This is a genomic window from Amycolatopsis pigmentata (genome assembly GCF_042684065.1).
GTDB lineage: Bacteria > Actinomycetota > Actinomycetes > Mycobacteriales > Pseudonocardiaceae > Amycolatopsis_E > Amycolatopsis_E pigmentata.
Genome location: NZ_JBHUKR010000022.1, coordinates 29,746 through 46,667, shown reverse-complemented (window position 1 = coordinate 46,667; position 16,922 = coordinate 29,746). Strand labels below are relative to the sequence as shown.

14 protein-coding genes are annotated in these 16,922 nt (G+C 69.6%); 3 read left to right on the top strand and 11 right to left on the bottom strand.

The window, feature by feature from the left end; translation table 11 throughout:
• Positions 1–86: 86 nt before the first annotated feature.
• Entirely contained in the window at positions 87–1,259 is a 1,173-nt protein-coding gene (locus tag ACFSXZ_RS34870) for an MFS transporter (protein ID WP_378270163.1), read from the top strand.
• Here the strand turns inward: ACFSXZ_RS34870 and ACFSXZ_RS34865 are convergent, their stop codons facing one another.
• Together ACFSXZ_RS34865 and ACFSXZ_RS34860 are read right to left on the bottom strand one after the other, a co-directional pair.
• On the bottom strand, positions 1,260–1,553 hold the full coding sequence (locus ACFSXZ_RS34865; protein WP_378270162.1) for a DUF3017 domain-containing protein: 294 nt from the start codon (positions 1,551–1,553) through the stop codon (positions 1,260–1,262).
• Positions 1,534–2,391 (bottom strand): bifunctional methylenetetrahydrofolate dehydrogenase/methenyltetrahydrofolate cyclohydrolase, encoded by an 858-nt coding sequence (locus ACFSXZ_RS34860; RefSeq protein WP_378270160.1) that lies wholly within the window; start codon positions 2,389–2,391, stop codon positions 1,534–1,536. Before ACFSXZ_RS34860 ends, ACFSXZ_RS34865 begins: the two co-directional genes overlap by 20 nt.
• A 137-nt stretch (positions 2,392–2,528) precedes the next feature.
• On the opposite strand from ACFSXZ_RS34860, the gene ACFSXZ_RS34855 reads away from it, so the two are divergent.
• A complete protein-coding gene (locus tag ACFSXZ_RS34855) occupies positions 2,529–4,940 on the top strand; it encodes a TNT domain-containing protein (protein WP_378270159.1) in 2,412 nt (803 codons plus the stop codon).
• Between the two features lie 78 nt (positions 4,941–5,018).
• Here the strand turns inward: ACFSXZ_RS34855 and ACFSXZ_RS34850 are convergent, their stop codons facing one another.
• The 6 genes from ACFSXZ_RS34850 to ACFSXZ_RS34825 all read right to left on the bottom strand — a co-directional run bounded on the left by ACFSXZ_RS34850 (position 5,019) and on the right by ACFSXZ_RS34825 (position 12,487).
• On the bottom strand, positions 5,019–5,621 hold the full coding sequence (locus ACFSXZ_RS34850; RefSeq protein WP_378270157.1) for a pentapeptide repeat-containing protein: 603 nt from the start codon (positions 5,619–5,621) through the stop codon (positions 5,019–5,021).
• 240 nt (positions 5,622–5,861) lie between these two features.
• Positions 5,862–9,215: an error-prone DNA polymerase gene (locus ACFSXZ_RS34845; RefSeq protein ID WP_378270155.1), complete on the bottom strand. Its 3,354-nt coding sequence runs from the start codon at positions 9,213–9,215 to the stop codon at positions 5,862–5,864.
• 14 nt (positions 9,216–9,229) lie between these two features.
• A complete protein-coding gene (locus tag ACFSXZ_RS34840) occupies positions 9,230–9,367 on the bottom strand; it encodes a hypothetical protein (RefSeq protein ID WP_378270154.1) in 138 nt (45 codons plus the stop codon).
• Positions 9,367–10,992 carry a DNA polymerase Y family protein gene (locus tag ACFSXZ_RS34835; RefSeq protein WP_378270446.1) on the bottom strand — a complete coding sequence of 542 codons (1,626 nt, stop codon included), beginning with the start codon at positions 10,990–10,992 and terminating at the stop codon, positions 9,367–9,369. Before ACFSXZ_RS34835 ends, ACFSXZ_RS34840 begins: the two co-directional genes overlap by 1 nt.
• 8 nt (positions 10,993–11,000) lie before the next feature.
• Positions 11,001–11,714: a hypothetical protein gene (locus ACFSXZ_RS34830; protein ID WP_378270152.1), complete on the bottom strand. Its 714-nt coding sequence runs from the start codon at positions 11,712–11,714 to the stop codon at positions 11,001–11,003.
• Between the two features lie 266 nt (positions 11,715–11,980).
• A complete protein-coding gene (locus tag ACFSXZ_RS34825; protein WP_378270150.1) occupies positions 11,981–12,487 on the bottom strand; it encodes a MarR family winged helix-turn-helix transcriptional regulator in 507 nt (168 codons plus the stop codon).
• Between the two features lie 42 nt (positions 12,488–12,529).
• Between ACFSXZ_RS34825 and pip the strand changes: the two genes are divergently transcribed.
• Positions 12,530–13,474: a prolyl aminopeptidase gene (gene pip / locus ACFSXZ_RS34820; protein WP_378270148.1), complete on the top strand. Its 945-nt coding sequence runs from the start codon at positions 12,530–12,532 to the stop codon at positions 13,472–13,474.
• A gap of 27 nt (positions 13,475–13,501) precedes the next feature.
• On the opposite strand, the gene purH is transcribed toward pip, so the two are convergent.
• The 3 genes from purH to ACFSXZ_RS34805 form a co-directional block, all read right to left on the bottom strand.
• Positions 13,502–15,052, bottom strand: a complete 1,551-nt coding sequence (gene purH, locus ACFSXZ_RS34815) for a bifunctional phosphoribosylaminoimidazolecarboxamide formyltransferase/IMP cyclohydrolase (protein WP_378270146.1) — start codon at positions 15,050–15,052, stop codon at positions 13,502–13,504.
• Positions 15,049–15,666: a phosphoribosylglycinamide formyltransferase gene (gene purN / locus ACFSXZ_RS34810; RefSeq protein WP_378270445.1), complete on the bottom strand. Its 618-nt coding sequence runs from the start codon at positions 15,664–15,666 to the stop codon at positions 15,049–15,051. Before purN ends, purH begins: the two co-directional genes overlap by 4 nt.
• A 55-nt stretch (positions 15,667–15,721) precedes the next feature.
• On the bottom strand, positions 15,722–16,922 hold a 1,201-nt coding region (locus ACFSXZ_RS34805), incomplete at its 5' end, for a cell division protein PerM (RefSeq protein ID WP_378270144.1).

Here is a 16,922-nt window from a genome sequence, read left to right as displayed (position 1 = left end):
GAGCGCCAGGGAAGGCGCGGCGGCTGTCCTTCTTGTTGCTCCCGTTCTGTATCGATGCAGATACCCAAACCCTTGAGAGGAGAACCGTGCCCATCGCGCTACTCGCGCTGGCCATCGGTGCCTTCGGTATCGGCACCACTGAGTTCGTCATGATGGGTGTCCTGCCCCAGGCGGCCGCGGATTTCGGGGCGTCGATCCCGAGTGCCGGCTACCTGATCACCGGTTACGCGCTCGGCGTCGTCGTCGGAGCGCCACTGCTGACCGCGGCCGCCGTCCGGCTGCCGCGCAAAACCGTCCTGCTGGCCATGATGGGCCTGTTCACGCTGGGCAACGCACTGTTCGCGTTGTCGCCCAACCGGGAGTTCGGCATCTTCTTCCGGTTCCTGGCCGGCCTGCCGCACGGCGCGTTCTTCGGCGCCGGCGCCGTCGTCGCGTCCAGCCTGGTCGAACCCGGTAACCGCGCCAAGGCGGTGTCCATGATGTTTCTCGGCCTGACCCTGGCCAACGTCGTCGGTGTGCCGCTGGGCACACTGCTGGGCCAGCAGGTCGGCTGGCGGGCGACCTTCGGGGTGGTCGCGCTGATCGGCGTGGTCGCCCTCGCCGCCATCGCCAAGCTGGTGCCCCACCAGGGCCGGCCCCCGCAGGCCTCGCTGCGCAGCGAACTCGGCGCGTTCCGCCGCCCCCAGGTGTGGTTCGCGCTGGCCATCGTCACGTTCGGCCTCGGTGGCCTGTTCGCGTCTCTGTCCTACATGACGCCGATGCTGACCAGCGTCGCCGGCTACACCCCGCGAGACGTGACCTTGCTGCTGTCCCTGGCCGGAGTCGGGATGACGGTGGGGAACCTCGTCGGTGGCAGGCTCGCCGACCGGGCGCTGATGCCCAGCCTCTACACCGCGCTGGTGGCACTGGCGGCGGTGCTGGCGCTGTTCACCGTCACCGCGCACAGCAAGCCGGGAGCCGCGATCACGATCTTCGCGGTGGGCGTCGCCGGCTTCATGGCAGGCCCGATGATGCAGACCCGGATCATGCAGAAGGCGGGCGGAACCCCGTCGCTGGTGTCCGCGGCGGTGCAGTCGGCGTTCAACATCGCCAACTCGATCGGCGCCTACCTGGGCGGTCTCGTCATCGCCGGCGGGCTCGGCCTCGTCGCGCCCAACTGGGTCGGCGCCTCGCTGTCGGTGCTGGGACTGTCCATCGCGCTGGTCTCCGGGGGCCTCGACCGCCGGGAGGCACGGACCGGCCGACTCGCCACGGCGTAGCTAAGTGCCGAACGGGCCGTCAGTGATGGTGAAGGCGAAGAACAGGATCACCAGGCCGAGGCCCGAATAGCTCAGCACGTCGACCGGTCTGCCACGGACAGCCAGCAACCCGGCTCTGGCCGGGGGCAGGACCGCCCGGAAGACGGCCGCGACGAGCAGGGCGCCGCCGATGATGACGGCGCCCTGCCGCCAGTGGTACTGCCAGATCCGGAACCCGGCCACCAGCACCAGGGTCAGCACCAGGGCGAAGGGAACCTGCTCCAGGAAGGCGCGCTCAGGCCGGGGTGCGGACACGTTCTGCCGCCTCCACCACGTTGGTGACCAGCATCGCCCTGGTCATCGGGCCCACCCCGCCGGGATTCGGCGAGATCCATCCGGCCGTCTCTTCGACCCCGGGGGCGAGATCGCCGGTCAGTTTGCCGTCGACATGGGAAACGCCGACGTCCAGCACGGCCGCACCCGGCTTGACCATGTCCGGCGTGATGATTCCGGGTACGCCCGCGGCGGCGACCACGATGTCCGCGCGCCGCACCTCGGCGGCCAGGTCTCTGGTGCCGGTATGGCACAGCGTCACCGTCGCGTTCTCGCTGCGGCGCGTCAGCAACAGGCCGAGCGGTCTGCCGACGGTGATCCCACGGCCGACCACGGTCACGTTCGCCCCCGCGATCGGGATGTCATGACGGCGAAGGAGTTCGATGATCCCGTACGGGGTGCACGGCAGCGGGCCCGGCTCCCCGAGCACCAGCTTGCCGAGGCTCACCGGAGCCAGGCCGTCGGCGTCCTTGGCCGGGTCGATCCGCTCCAGGACGGCGCCCGCGTCGAGGTGCCGGGGCAGCGGCAACTGCACGATGTAGCCGTGGCAGGCCGGATCGGCGTTCAGCTCGTCGATCACGGCCTCGAGCTTCGCTTGGGTGATGTCCGCGGGCAGGTCCCGGCGGATCGAGTTGACCCCGACCTTCGCGCTGTCGGCGTGCTTCATCCGGACATAGGAGTGAGAGCCCCGGTCGTCGCCGACCAGCACCGTACCCAGCCCCGGCACGATGCCCCGCGCTTTCAGCGCGGCGACCCGTGGCTTGAGTTCGGCGAAGATCGCGTCCTTGGTCGCCTTGCCGTCGAGAAGCTTCGCGGTCACCAGCCCATTCTGACAGAGAACACCCAGAGTGATATCAGTTCGACGCTTTGTACCTCTGTCGGGGTATAAGCACAGGTCGTAGGGTTGAGGCCCCCGGGCGGTGTGCATTCGGAGCGTCCACCCGTCAAAATGGCACGGTGGCGACACCGACTACGCAGCTGAACGCGACCGAGCAGGACACCCTGGTCAAGCAGATCGGGCTGGCTCTGCTGCGCGCCGCTCCGCGCGATTGGCGGCGGGTGACAGCGCAGTACCGCGCCGTCGGCCGCTACCACGAACTGACCGGCGAGGTCCTCACCGAGGACGGCACGGCGCAGGAGTGGGTGGCCACGCACGACATCGCGGCGCTGTTCGGCCGTCTGCGCGCGGGCATGTACCGGGAGGGCCGCGGAACCTGGTTCAACGCCCGCTATGTCCTCGACCATCCATCGAGCTACAACCTCGAATACGACCGTGAAGAGCCCCGGTGGAACCTGGCGCCCCCGGCCCAGGCCTACTCCGACGAGCTGCGGATGTTCCCGCGCTCGGAAGAGAACGTGCCGGAGTGGTTGATGCGGCGGATGTCCGGCGCCGGCGCGGAACAGCCCGCCCCGCGCTTCCGCGTGGCCCGGATCTTCGACGGCCAGGACGCGACCGGCCGCCCGGTGCTCAACCGTCCCGAACTCGACGCCGACGAGCTTGACCGGCTGTTCGAGTATCTCGGCTCGGCACCGGTCGTGCTCTCCGAGCGGGGGCTCGATCTGGACCGCCTGTCCCCCACCCCGGTGCCGAAGGTGCCGGTCGCCTTCCATACCGACGGGGTGTGGATCTGGCCCGCCGCGGTCAACTACTACCTGCAGGAATACAACGTCGCCCCGGAAGCCGAACTCGTGGCGCACATCCGGTCGACCGGCTTCTCGGTGCCGGAAGTTCCCGAGCAGGCCCTGCAGGCCGCGGCCGCCCATATCGGCCGTGGTGCCCCGCCGATGCCCGCGCCGCCCCAACCGCCCCAACCGCCCCAGCAGCCCCCGCTCCCGGCGCGTACGCCCAGGGCGGCGGCGGAGCAGACCACGGTCGCGACGCCGATCCCGCCGCCGCCTGTTCCCGAACCGGAACCGGCTCACGAAGAAGACTTCGACCTCTCGGCACTCGATCAGCCTGAGGAAGAGCACCTTCCGCCGCCCGTACCGCCGCTCGAGCAGCCGACGGCCTTCTCCCCCGCAGCGAGGCCGGGTCCCCCCGGCCCGCCCACGATGGTCGCGCCGCCGGTGGAGCACGAGGCCCCGGAAAGCGCTCCGCCGCCCGTACCGGACAGCGGTCCGCCCGCGCCCCGCGTGCCGACGGCCCCCAAGCCACCGCTGGCGGTGCTCGACGCGCTGCGGACCCGGCTGGACGAACTCGGCATACCGGCCGACTCCTACCGGATCGGCGCGCCCGCGGAACACGCCTGGAGCATGGAGAAGATCGACGCGGGCTGGCGCGTGGGCTGGTACGACAAGGACCTCATCAACCCGGCGGTGTTCGGGGACGCGGAGGACGCCGCGGCGTTCATGCTGGGCAAACTGCTTCTGGACCCGGGCCGCCGCCGGGCCAGGACCCCCGACCTCGACGAGACGCCGATCACCGGTCTGCGCTCCAACCGTCCGCGCGACGAGCGGGTCCGCGAGGAGCCGCCGCTGGACACCCGTGGCCGCGACGAACTTCTCCGGAACGATCGCGTCCGGGAGGAGCCGCTCCGCGAGGAACGGCCGCTGGACGCCCGCTTCCGCGATGCCCCCGGGCCGGGGGACCGGCAGCTGGACGAGCGGCCGCGCGAGGAACGCTTCCGGGAGGAACCCCCACGGGACGACCGATTCCGCGAAGAACCTCCCCGAGACGAACGCTTCCGCGAAGAACCCCCACGGGACGACCGATTCCGCGAGGAACTTCCCCACGAGGAACGCTTCCGCGAGGAACCCCCACGCGACGAACGCTTCCAGGAGGAACGACCGCGGGAAGAGCGTCAGTTCTCGTCCGAACCGCTGCCGAAACGTTCCGTGGCCCGGTCCGAGGAACCGGAATCCGGCGGTGTCAACCAGCCGACCATGCTGGCCCCGCCCGTGTCCCCGCCGCCGTCCGCCCCGCCTCTCACCCCCCGGCGGGAGCCGCAGCGGGCGGAGCCCGTGCGGCCGGCCGCAAGCGGAAGTTCGGCGGGCTCTGGTGGCTCGGGCAACCAGCAGTGGCCGATCCAGCCCATGCCCGGCGAGCCGCCGCTGACCCTGTTCCGGGGCAAGGAGATGCGGGAGCTCCCGCCCGGCAGCGAACTCGACCGATTCGGGCCGCCGAACGGCAACCTGACCTACGCGGCCGGGACCCCGTTCGAGGAACGTTCGCTGGTTCCGGAGTGGGTCAACCGGCCGTATCACCTGTACCGGGTGCAGCGACCGGTCGAAGCTCTGGCGGGTGTGGCGATCCCGTGGTTCAACCAACCAGGGGGCGGCGCCGCGTACCTGTTGCCTACCTCGGTCGAAGAACTGCTCGAACGCGGCGACCTCGTCGAACTCGACCCAGGAGAACCGCCCGTCGACTGACCCCGCCACGGCCCGGGACACGGAGGAAGGTGGCTTTATCCGTAGTAAAGCCACCTTCCTCCACAAAAACCGGCGGGGTCAGGTGATGATCAGGCCGTGCGCGGCGGCGAAGGCGATCGCGGTGTCGAGGTCGACCCGGGCGCCGGTGAAGGTGGCGCGCACGAAGGCGTCGGCGTCCAGTTTGGCGCCCCGCAGATCGGTTTCCGAGAAGTTCGCGCCGAGCACCCTCGCACCGCGCAGGTCGCTGTCGTTGAGGCGGGCGCCGGTCAGGACCGCGTCGACCAGGTTCGCCTCGCGGAATCGCAGCCCGGAGAGATCACACTTACGCAGGTCCGCGCGGCCAAGACTCACCAGCGTGAAATCCGTGTCACGCGCCTTGATCGAGCGCAACCTGCAGTCCACAAAGGATGATCCGAGGAGGGAACAACCGGTCCAGGCGATCTTTCCGAGCACGGTGCGATCGAAGACACAGGACCGGAACGCCGAGGCCTCATGGCTCGACTCGCCGAGATCGGCGCGCGTGAAGTCGCATTCGTCGAAGGTGCAGCCCCTGGTCACCAGGTTTCGCAGATCGGCCTCGGTGAAGTCACAACGGACGAACCGGCGTTTCTCCCACCTTGCTTCGGGCAGCACGGCGTCCCGGTAGTCCTGCTCTGTCTCCACGTCCTCCGCGTCGTCCATAGGCGGAGCCTGCCACAGCGTATTCGCCGTCGCGCCGGCCGATCTCCGACGCTCGATTCCGGTCAGTCCGAGGCGTGAGCGTCTCCAGATGGTCCAGCACCCTGAATTCGGTGACGCGCGGCAACCGGCCGACGTAGTCGGTGATCTTGACACCGCCATGGTCCGGGAACTGGGAGGTCGTCCGCATCGTGCGCGGTGACGGTGTCTCACGCTCGCGCGCGTTCAAGAGGTGCGACCCCGTCAGCGGAAGTCCCGGGACGACGAACGAATGCGCATCGGAAGGTGCTGAAGCCGGTCGGCGCGGACGCTCACCACTCCGTCGGCGCGTTCGACCACTCCGCGCACCAGAAGGGCCGCGCTGTTCCGGGCGATCCGGTGGTAACGGCTCCACAGGCCGGCGGTGCAGATGATGTTGACCATGCCGGTCTCGTCCTCGATGTTGAGGAAGGTGATCCCGCCCGCGGTGGCGGGACGCTGCCGGTGAGTGACCGCTCCGCCGACGAGGACCCGCGTGCCGTGCTCGATCTCCAGCAACCGCTCCGCGGTGATGACGCCGAGTTCGTCGAGTTGATGCCGGATGAACTGGGTGGGGAAGCTGTCCGGCGACAGGCCGGTGGCCCAGACATCGGCGACCGCGAGGTCCAGTTCGTCCATTCCCGGCAGGGCGGGCGCGCTCGTTCCGACCGCGCTGCCGGGCAGCTTCTCCGGGCGTTCTTCGGCCACCGCCCCCGCCGCCCACAACGCCTTGCGCCTGTCGCCCGCGGTCTCCGCGAAAGAGCCGAAGGCACCCGCCGTGGCCAGCGCCTCGACCTGCGGTCTGGTCAACCGGACCCGCCGCGCCACATCGGCCATGTTCCGGAAGGGCCCGTCCCGCTCCCGTTCGGCGACCAGTTCCTCGGCCAGGTTCTGGCCGATCATCCGTACCGTGGCCAGGCCGATCCGGACCGCGAGCCGTCCGGTGCCCTCTCCCAAGGGCTCCAGCGTGGCGTGCGGGAGACTCGCGTTGACGTCCGGGCCGCGCACCGTGACTCCGTGCCGCCGGGCATCGGCGACCAGCGACTGAGGTGAGTAGAACCCCATCGGCTGTGCTCGCAGCAGACCCGCGCAGAACGCCTCCGGGTGGTAGTACTTGAAGAAGGCACTGGCGAACACCAGGTAGGCGAAGCTGAGCGCGTGACTTTCCGGGAAACCGAAATTGGCGAACGCCAGGAGTTTCCGGAAGATCCGCCCGGTCAGCTCTTCGTCCAGTCCGTTGGCCGCCGCACCCTGATAGAACCGTTTCCGGAGTCGCTCCATCTTCTTCGTGGAACGCTTCGACCCCATCGCGTGCCTGAGCTCGTCGGCCTCCGCCGCGGTGAAGTTCGCGACGTCGAGCGCGATCTGCATCATCTGTTCCTGGAACAGCGGTACGCCCAGAGTCTTGTCCAAAGCCTTGGCCAGCAACGGATGGTCGTGTGTCCACTCCTCCCGCTTGTTCTTTCTCCTGATGTAGGGATGCACCGAGCCACCCTGGATCGGTCCCGGCCTGATCAACGCGACCTCGATCGCCAGGTCGTAGAACTTCTCCGGTCTGAGCCTGGGCAGGGTGGCCAGCTGCGCGCGGCTCTCCACCTGAAAGACACCGATCGCGTCGGCCCGCTGGAGCATCGCGTAGATGTTCTCGTCCTCCAGATCCAGGTCACCGAGGTCGATCTCCACGCCCTTGTGCTCGCGGACCAGATCGAGCATGTAGTGCAGCGCCGACAACATGCCGAGACCGAGCAGATCGAACTTGACCAGTTTCACCGAGGCGCAGTCGTCCTTCTCCCACTGCAGGACGCTGCGGTCGGCCATGCGGGCCCACTCGATCGGACACACCTCGCTCACCGGACGGTGGCAGATCACCATTCCGCCCGAGTGGATGCCGAGATGGCGGGGAAAGTCTTCCAACGCGGACGCCAGCGTGATCACGGGTGCCGGGATGTCGTGGTCGTGATCCTCCTGGGTTTCCCGCAGCGCGCCCCACCGGTCGATCTGCTTGCTCCAGGCGTCCTGCTGCCCGGGGGAATAGCCGAGCGCCCGCGCCGCGTCGCGGATGGCGGACCGAGAGCGGTAGGTGATCACGTTCGCCACCTGGGCCGTGCGCAGACGGCCGTACTTCTGAAAGACGTACTGGATCGCCTCCTCCCGGCGGTCGGACTCGATGTCCAGGTCGATGTCCGGATAACCGTCCCGGTCGGGGGCGAGGAAACGTTCGAACAACAGCTTCCACCGCACCGAGTCGACCTTGGTGATGCCCAGCGCGTAACAGACCGCGGAGTTGGCCGCCGATCCCCTTCCCTGGCACAGGATGTCGTGCTCCCGGCAGAATTTCGCGATGTCCCAGACGATGAGGAAATAGCCGGGGAAATCGAGTTTTTCGATGATGTCCAGTTCGTGCTCGATCTGCCGGTAGGCGTCCGGCCGTTGTTCCGGGGTGCCGTACCGTATCTTCGCGCCGATCCGGACCTGTTCACGGAGAAAGCTTTTTTCGGTGTATCCGTCCGGGACGGCGAACGGCGGTAGTTCGGGGGCGACCAGTTTCAGGTCGAACGCGCACTCCAGGCCGAGCAGCGCGGCACGCTGCACCGCACCGGGATAGCGACGGAACCGCTCCGCCATCTCCGCGCCCGACCGCAAGAACGCCTTACCGGAGGCGGGCAGCCAGCCGGCCATCTCGTCGAGGCCACGCCGAGCCCTGATCGCCGCCATCGCACCGGCCAGCCTTCCGCGGTCGGGTGTCGCGTAGTGCACCGCGTTGGTGGCCACGGTCTTCAGCCCCAGCTCCGCGGCCAGCGCGGCGAGGGCGTCGTTGTGCGCACTGTCCTCGGGATGACCGTGGTCGGTCAGCTCGACGAACACGTCCTCCCGGCCGAAAAGCCCGGTGAGTCTCCGGAGCTCTTCCGCGGCCGCGTCCGGCCCCGCACGCGTGAGCGCCCGCCGCACCGCGCCCTTGCGGCACCCGGTGAGCACCACGGTCTTGCCCGCCACCTCGGAGGCCACGGCCTCCAGGTCATACACCGGGCGCCCCTTCTCCGCCCGCCGGCCCGGTGGCAACGGCCGGTCATGCCCGTGCAACTGGCCCGCGGTGATCGCCCGGCACAGGCTCGCGTAACCCTCCTGCCGCTTGGCCAGCAGGAGCAGGTGTTCTCCTTCCGGGTCGGCGATCCCGTTCTGGGGCGCGGAAAGCCCAAAACTCAGCTCGGTCCCGAACACCGTGCGCACGCCGAGTTCGGCCGCCGCGTCGGCGAAGCGCACCACGCCGTACATGCCGTCGTGATCGGTGATCGCGACGGCGTCCAGCTCCAGCCTCGCGGCCTCCTCGATCAGTTCCTCCGGATGACTCGCGCCGTCGAGGAAACTGAAGTTGGAATGGCAGTGCAGTTCGGCGTAGGGCACCCTGGGCCGCCCGCCCCCGTGGTCATCGCCACGGGGAGGCGGGAGGTCGGCGGGACGGAGGTAGGAGTCCCGCTTCCGGCTCCACGCCGGGCTGTCGCCGCCGTCGGCGGAGGCGGGCCTGCCGGACAGCGTCCGCTCCAGCTCCCGCCACGGGACCTTCGGGTTGTTCCAGCCCATACGATCGTTCCCCGTTATTCGGAGGGAGCTCTCGGCACGGGGATCAGCGGCGGGCACTCCGCTTCCGCACCGGTTTCCCGTAGCGCGTCGGGCGAGAAGACGGACTCCGCTCGCAGCCATTGCCGGATGCTCCGGAAGTAGTCTTCGTCCATCAGTCGTACATCCCTTCCACGGTCCATTGAGGACAGTCATCGCCCACCGCGGTGAGCAGTACCGCGACACCGGATTCCAGGAGTGCCTGCACCCTGGTGCGGAGACCGGGGCCGGTGGGCGCCCACCATTCGGTGTCGACCAGCCAAGGGCCCGCCCAGTCCCGGATCCGCCGGAGCGGGCCCTCGTCGATGACGACCGCGTGGGGAGCCGCGGTCAGCTCGCCACGATCCGTGATGCCGACGCGTACGCCCGACGAATCGACGAGCCGCGCGGGAACCGTGCGCTCGAACACGGTCGCCGGCGAGGGCGCGGGCAACCGTCCAGGCCACGGCGCCTCCGGCGAACTCGCCGTCTGCCGGGGGTCGCCCCAGGGCACCAGCCGCACCCGTTCGGCCGGGCCACGCCCACCGTCGAGCACAGCGGTACAAGCGCCGTCCGGACCCAGCAGCCCCTGCACCCGTACCAGCGCGCGGCCCGCCTTTTCCGCGGCGAGCACCTGCTCGTCCCCCAGACCGCGCTGCCACAGCCCGAACTGCAGGGACCGACCCTCGACGGTCTCCTCGGGCTCCAGCCGCAACCGGCTGACACCGGCGGTCGGCCTGCCCTCCGGCGCGGCCCGCAGCCAGCCCTCGAACTGCCAGCGGACGCGGTCGGCGATCCCTTGTGGGGTAAGGGGTTCCGCGCACCGCCACACCCGGCCGAGTTCCTCACCGTGCTCGGTGACGGCGTAGATACCCAGTCTGGTGCAGGCGAGCCCGTGCCCGGCGAGCCCGGCATGGAACCGGCCGGCCAGGGTCTTCGCCATGAAGGCCGCGGAATCCACCCGTTCCAGCGGCGGATCGAACTCCTCGGTCACCGCCAGCTCGGGTGGCGGGCGGCGGCGGTGCGGCGGCCGCTCCGACCGGCCGCGGGCGAGCCGGTGCGCCAGCAGCCCGGCGCTCCCGAACCGGGAGACCACGTCCCGCCCGGAAAGCGCGGCGAACGCTCCGAGCGTGCGCAAACCCAGCCGTCGCAACAGATCGACGAGTTCCGCTCGGTCCGCTCCCGGCTGGTCGAGCTCGGCGATGCTCAACGGCGCCAGGAACTTCTCCGTCTCGCCCCGCTCGACCAACGCCGACCGATGCGCGGCAAGCGTCGCGGCGAACAATCCGTCGGCGATGCCGATCTGGCACTCCACGTCCGCGCGGGTGGGAACGTGGTCGAGCAGCAGTTCCACCAGCCGCCGCTCACCGGCCTCCACATGGTCCCGGCCCACCTCGGGCACCTCCCCCGGTGGCCTGTTCAGGGCCGCCCGGCCGAAGAACCCGGCGGCACCGGTGACCGGCACCGCGACCAGACCGGGGCGCACCACCTCGACCCCGACCACGAGTTCCTCCACGGCAGCGGCGACCGGCTCGAACAATCGCGCGTCCCGGTCGTCGTCGAGGCCCAGCACGCCCAGTTCCGGGCTCCGGGACTGGGCGTCCCGGCGCCGCATACCCCGGCGCACGCCGGCCGCCCTGGCGACCGCGGTGCAGGCCACCACGCGATTGGCGGAGAACACCGCGACCGGAAGGTGGGCCGGGACCCCCGCCGCCTTGGCCGCCGCGACCGCGGGCCAGTCCGGACACCACAGCACGAGCATCCGCATGATCACCCCACCTCCTCCGTCGTCCACGCGGGCTCCGTGGCCGGGAGGCTTTCCCGTGCCACTTTCACGCCGCCGGGAAGGGAGAGCACCACCCGCTTCGACCGCGCCGCCGCTCCCCTTCCTTCGGCTCGTATCTCGATCCGCCGTTCACGGAGACGACCGGCGCCACCGTCCAGCCCCGTCCACTCCCCGGCTCCGCACCTCAACTCCAGCTCGGCCCCCGGCCACGGGCCCGCGGACAACAGCACGGCTCCGCGATGCCGGGCGCGTGCGGAAAGCCGTCTGGCCACCGAGGGCGCCGCGGCTCCCGGAGCCACCGCGACCAGGTCCATCCCGTCCAGCAACGCGGCGCTCACCGAAGCGAACTCCGCGCCGGGCCGGGGAACCAGCGCGAGCCTGCTCAGTTCGACACCGATTTCGGCGGCGGCGGCCAGGCCGAGATCCGGCATGCCCACCGCGGCCGCCCATGATCCGCCGGCAGTGGCTTCGGCCAGCAGAGCGAGCAGCAAGGACGTCGAGCCGCGCACCACGACCGTGCTTCCCCGCCGCAATCCCCCGCCGGGAAACAGATCCTTCAGCCCAGGCGGTACCGGAAGCATCCGCCCGGCCGCCCGTGCCTGTTCGGCGGCGATCGCCACCCCGCTCGCCGTGCTGACCCCGGGCAGGGACGCCAGCTTGGCGAGGGGCGCCTCGGCCACCGCACCGCTCGTCACCACATACGCCTCCCCTTGACCGGGCACACTTTGATCCGCTTGTGGACATCAACAAGCGTCCGGAAGCTCATCGCGGGGAAGACGATGACTCTTGATGATCTCGAACATCCGTTCGACACATTCAGTCTGCAACGAGCGCGGATCGGTGTCAAGCGACGACGCCGAACCGGCGGCAAGATGACCGTCTGCGCTGCTAGCAGCCCTGAGAGCACTACGAACGGTCCGTTGGCGTTCGCGCTCCGATCAGGCGCGAAACGCCGTAGCGGCCATCATGATCCGCTCGGCCGGGTGAGATCAGGAGCCGCGTCGAGGATCCTCTGCCGCATGGGACGGTGGTGCAGCGCGGCGAGCGCTTCGTCGACCACGCGGCTCAGCGGGACGGACAACTCCGCCTCCAGCACCGCGGCGGCCTTGACGGTGGCTTCCCATTCCGCCGCCAGGACCGGGAGCAATCCCTCGGCCTTCGGAGTGAGCCGGACGACCCGCTCCCGCGCGTCTTCTCCCGGCGCCGTGACGACCAGGCCGTCCTTGACCATCTGGGCGACGGTCTGGCTCGCCGCCGAGTGGGTCACGCCGACCACCCGGGCCAGCTCCCGGATGGGCACGGGTCCCGAGTCGGCGATCACCCGGATAACCGGCGTGAACCGGGGCCGGAACCCAGGGAGCCCAAGATCGGCGTAGACCGAAGCGACGTCACCGTCGAGCAGCTCGAGCAGATGACGCAGCCGCGTGCCGAGCACCTGTGGTGAGGAAATCGGCGGACGAGGAGATGTCACAGCGCTAATATAACAGCACTGTCGTATATCCCCGGAGGACGCGTGTACCCGCAGACCCAGCCCCACGACCATGGAATGCTCGATGTCGGCGACGGAAACCACATGTACTGGGAGGTCTACGGCAACCCGCGCGGCAAGCCCGCCGCCGTGGTCCACGGTGGCCCCGGATCGGGCAGGTCCCTTCGCCTCGGCCGTCAACTCGACCCGGAGAAATACCGGTTCGTCCATTTCGACCAGCGTGGATGTGGTCTCAGCACGCCACACGCGAGCGATCCCGCCACGGACATGAGCGTCAACACCACCGAGCACCTGATCGCCGACATGGAACGGCTCCGCGAGCACCTCGGCATCGAACGGTGGCTGCTGTTCGGCGGCTCCTGGGGGTCCACGCTCATCCTCGCCTACGCCGAGCGCCATCCCGACCGCGTCTCGGAGATCGTCATCGCCGGAGTGACCACCACCCGCCGCTCGGAGATCGACTGGCTCTACCGCGGGGTCGCGCGTTTCTTCCCCGAAGAGTGGGAAAAGTTCCGCGCGGGCGTGCCCGACGGCAGCGACGACCTGCTCGCCGCGTACGGCCGCCTGATGGAGGATCCCGATCCGAAGGTGCGCGAAAAGGCGGCACAGGACTGGGCGGCATGGGAAGACGCGGTCATCTCCTTGGAGCCCAACGGAAAACCGAACGCCTTCGGTGACCGTCCGCCCGTGGAACTGCGGGCTTTTGTGCGCATTTGCGCCCACTACTTCTCACACGGCGCCTGGCTCGCAGAAGGAATCCTGCTTCGCGAAGCCGGCCGTCTGGCCGGCATTCCCGGTTTCCTCGTCCACGGCAAACTCGACCTGAGCAGCCCGATGGACACCGCTTGGCATCTCGTTCGCGCCTGGCCCGACGCGAAGCTCACCGTCGTCCGGGATTCGGGCCACACCGGCAGCGGCACCATGCGCGCGTACCTGCAACGCGCACTGGACGAATGCGCGCTGCGATGAGCACCGGGGTAACGAAAACCCGGCTCGTCAGTGCGTGAAGTGCCGGGTTCCGGTGAGGTACAGGGTGACGCCGGCTTCCTCCGCGGCGGCGATGACCTCCGGGTCGCGAATGGACCCACCGGGCTGAACCACCGCGCGCACGCCCGCGTCGAGCAGCACCTGCAAGCCGTCGGGGAACGGGAAGAAGGCATCCGACGCGGCGATGGAACCCTTCGCGCGGTCGCCCGCTCGCTGCACCGCGAGTCGCGCCGAGTCGACCCGGTTGACCTGGCCCATCCCGACCCCGACCGTCGCCCGCCCGTCGGCGAGCAGGATCGCGTTGGACTTCACCGCCCGCACCGCGCGCCACGCGAATTCGAGATCCGCGAGGGTCGCGGCGTCCGCGGCTTCGCCGGTGGCCAGGGTCCAGTTAGCCGGGTCGTCACCGGGCGCGTCGATCCGGTCCGCGGTCTGCACGAGCACCCCACCGGAAATGGGCCGGAACTCGATCGGATCGGCGTCACGCAACTCGGGAAGACGGAGCAGGCGGATGTTCTTCTTGCTCTTGAGCACTTCGAGGGCTTCCTCGTCGAACTCCGGAGCGAGCACCACCTCGGTGAAGACCTCGGCGATCTGCTCGGCGGCCTCCAGCGTCACGCGGCGGTTCGTCGCGATCACGCCGCCGTAGGCCGACACCGGGTCGCACGCGTGCGCCTTCCGGTGTGCCTCGGCGACATCGGCGCCGACCGCGATACCGCAGGGGTTGGCATGCTTGATGATCGCGACGGCGGGATCGGCGAAGTCATAGGCCGCCCGGCGTGCCGCGTCGGTGTCTACGTAGTTGTTGTAGGACATCGCTTTGCCGTGCAGTTGCTCGGCGTGGGCCAAGCCTCCGCGCCAGTGCCGGTACAACGCCGCGTGCTGGTGCGGGTTCTCGCCGTAACGCAGGATTTCCGCACGTTCCCAGGTGGCGCCGGTGAAGTCCGGGAAACCGGAGTCGTCCGCGGGCGCGTAGACATTGGCGAACCAGGCCGCGACCGCGGTGTCGTACGCGGCCGTGTGCGCAAACGCTTGCGCGGCAAGGCGTTTGCGATCCGCGAGGTCGAACCCACCGTCCCCGACCCGCTCGAGCACCCAGTCGTAGCGCGCCGGGTCGACCACGACGGCGACCGTGCCGTGGTTCTTGGCCGCGGCCCGCACCATCGCAGGCCCGCCGATGTCGATGTTCTCCACGCAGTCCTCGGGACTGGCACCGGAGGCGACCGTCTCGCGGAACGGATACAGGTTGACCACCAGCAGGTCGAACGGCGCGATGTCCAGTTCGCGCAACTGCTCGACGTGCTCGGGACGGTCACGGTCGGCGAGCAGTCCGGCGTGCACCCTCGGGTGCAGGGTCTTCACGCGGCCGTCGAAGGACTCCGGAAAACCGGTGACCTCCTCGACCGGGATCACCGGCACCCCGGCATCGGACAAGGCCTTCGCCGTGCCACCCGTCGAGACGATCTCCACACCCGCGGCATGCAGCCCGCTGCCGAGTTCGAGAAGCCCCTTCTTGTCGGAAACCCCGATCAGGGCCCGCTTCACCGGTCGTTTCGTCATCGGAAACTCACCTTCCGTCCCTCCACCGTGCAGCCACCCCGGCCCAGCCGTTCCACCACGTCCACGAGCAACCGCCGTTCCACCACTTTGATCCGCTCGTGCAGCAGCGCCTCGTCGTCGTCGGACTCGACCGGCACCGCCTCCTGCGCGATGATCGGCCCGGTGTCCACGCCCGCGTCGACGAAGTGCACCGTGGACCCGGTCACCTTGACGCCGAGCGCCAGCGCGTCGGCGACCGCGTGCATCCCCGGGAAGGACGGCAGTAACGCCGGATGCGTGTTGATCACGCGGTTCGCGAAACGCTCGAGGAACGCGGCACCGAGGATCTTGAGAAAGCCGGCGGACACCACGAGATCGGGCTGATACGCGCCGACCGCTTCGGTCAGGGCCTTGTCCCAGGCGGCCCGGTCCGGATGATCGTCCAGCCGTACGGTGAACTCCGGGACGCCCGCGCGGGTGGCCCTGGCCAGCGCCTCGACACCGGCTCTGTCCGTGCCGACGGCGACCACTTCCGCCGGGTAGCCGGGGCGCGCGGTCGCGTCGAGCAAAGCCTGCAACAGCGTGCCGGACCCGGACGCGAGCACCACCAGCCTCACCGGAGTCGGCAGGTCCAACCGGCTGGACTCCAACGCCTTACTCCTTCACCCCGGACCGCACGTCTCAATCAGCCTAGCTGGGCTCTTCCGGCTCGGGAGACTCGGGCGGACGCTGATCACCCTCGGGTTCGGGGCTTTCCCCGTCATCGGTTTCCGCGGCGGGCACCGACTCGTTCGCGGTCCGAGGTGCCTTCACGGGACGGGGCCCCGCGAGGCAGGCCATTAAGCCACCAGGAACAACGATCCAGCCGAACGCGATCGCCGACATCAGGCCGGCGGGTACGGACACCGGGTTGAAGGCGCCGCTGCCCAGCCTGCCGCCGGCCACGGCCCCGAGCAGCACACATCCGAAGCCCACCACCGCACCGGCGATCACGACCATGCGCAGCCTGCCGAGCGGCTTCTGGTGACTGTTCCGCAGAGACCAGCCGACGAGCGCGCCGACTCCGGCCGGCAGCACCATCAACGCGGGCCACCACCGCGCCCCATGCTCGGGGACCATGCCCAGCAACGGCATGGCCGGCATCACCCCGCCGGTGAAGGAAAAGACGCCGACCGAGACCGAACCCATCGAAAAACCCGGCCCTACCGCGAACGACAGCGCGGACACGATCGCGTTGGGCAGATATCCCAGCGACAGCAGCAACATTCCCGTTCCGCTGCCGAAACCGCGTGCGGTCGTGGTGAACAGATGCGCCACAGTGGGCAGGGAAAACACCAGGCTCATCGTGAAGACCAGCGTTCCCACGGCGGCCAGGCCCGCCAAGCCGAGAGCGCCCGCGCGAAGACCGCGGAGCGCCATAGGATCCAGGTTCTTCCTCGCGGAGTCGACAAGCCCGCAAGGACGCGCGATCCCCACCGTCGCACACACCGCGGCCACCGCACCGGGGACCAGGAAGGCGGTCAGCGGTTCGGCGACGACCGTGGTACCCCGGCAGAAAAGCGCGATCACGACCCCGAACAGCGCATGCGCCGCCGTGGTCCAGGCGACGAGGCCGACCGCCTGACCGGGTTCGCGACAGCCGAGTCGCTCTGCCGCGTGCGCCGCCGAGCGGGCCACCAGCACGCACATCCCGGCCGTCAACAGCAACGGAAGCACCCCGAGCGGACGCCCGGCAATCGTGATCGGCACCTGATAGGCGGCAAGCCAGCCGGGGGCGGCGGCGCGAAGCACACCGCCGACCGAGAAGGTCGCCACCGAAGCGATCGCGGTGATCAACGCGAGGAGCGCGGCGACCGCGGCGTACCCGGCGGCCAGTGGCCCCAACGCGGCG

Bases quoted from the DNA above. Each gene is read 5' to 3' on its own strand.
- ACFSXZ_RS34850 (WP_378270157.1), bottom strand. From the start codon at position 5,621: ATGGACGACGCGGAGGACGTGGAGACAGAGCAGGACTACCGGGACGCC.
- ACFSXZ_RS34845 (WP_378270155.1), bottom strand. From the start codon at position 9,215: ATGGGCTGGAACAACCCGAAGGTCCCGTGGCGGGAGCTGGAGCGGACG.
- ACFSXZ_RS34835 (WP_378270446.1), bottom strand. From the start codon at position 10,992: ATGCTCGTGCTGTGGTGTCCGGACTGGCCCGCGGTCGCGGCGGCCAAG.
- ACFSXZ_RS34840 (WP_378270154.1), bottom strand. From the start codon at position 9,367: ATGGACGAAGACTACTTCCGGAGCATCCGGCAATGGCTGCGAGCGGAG.
- purH (WP_378270146.1), bottom strand. From the start codon at position 15,052: ATGACGAAACGACCGGTGAAGCGGGCCCTGATCGGGGTTTCCGACAAG.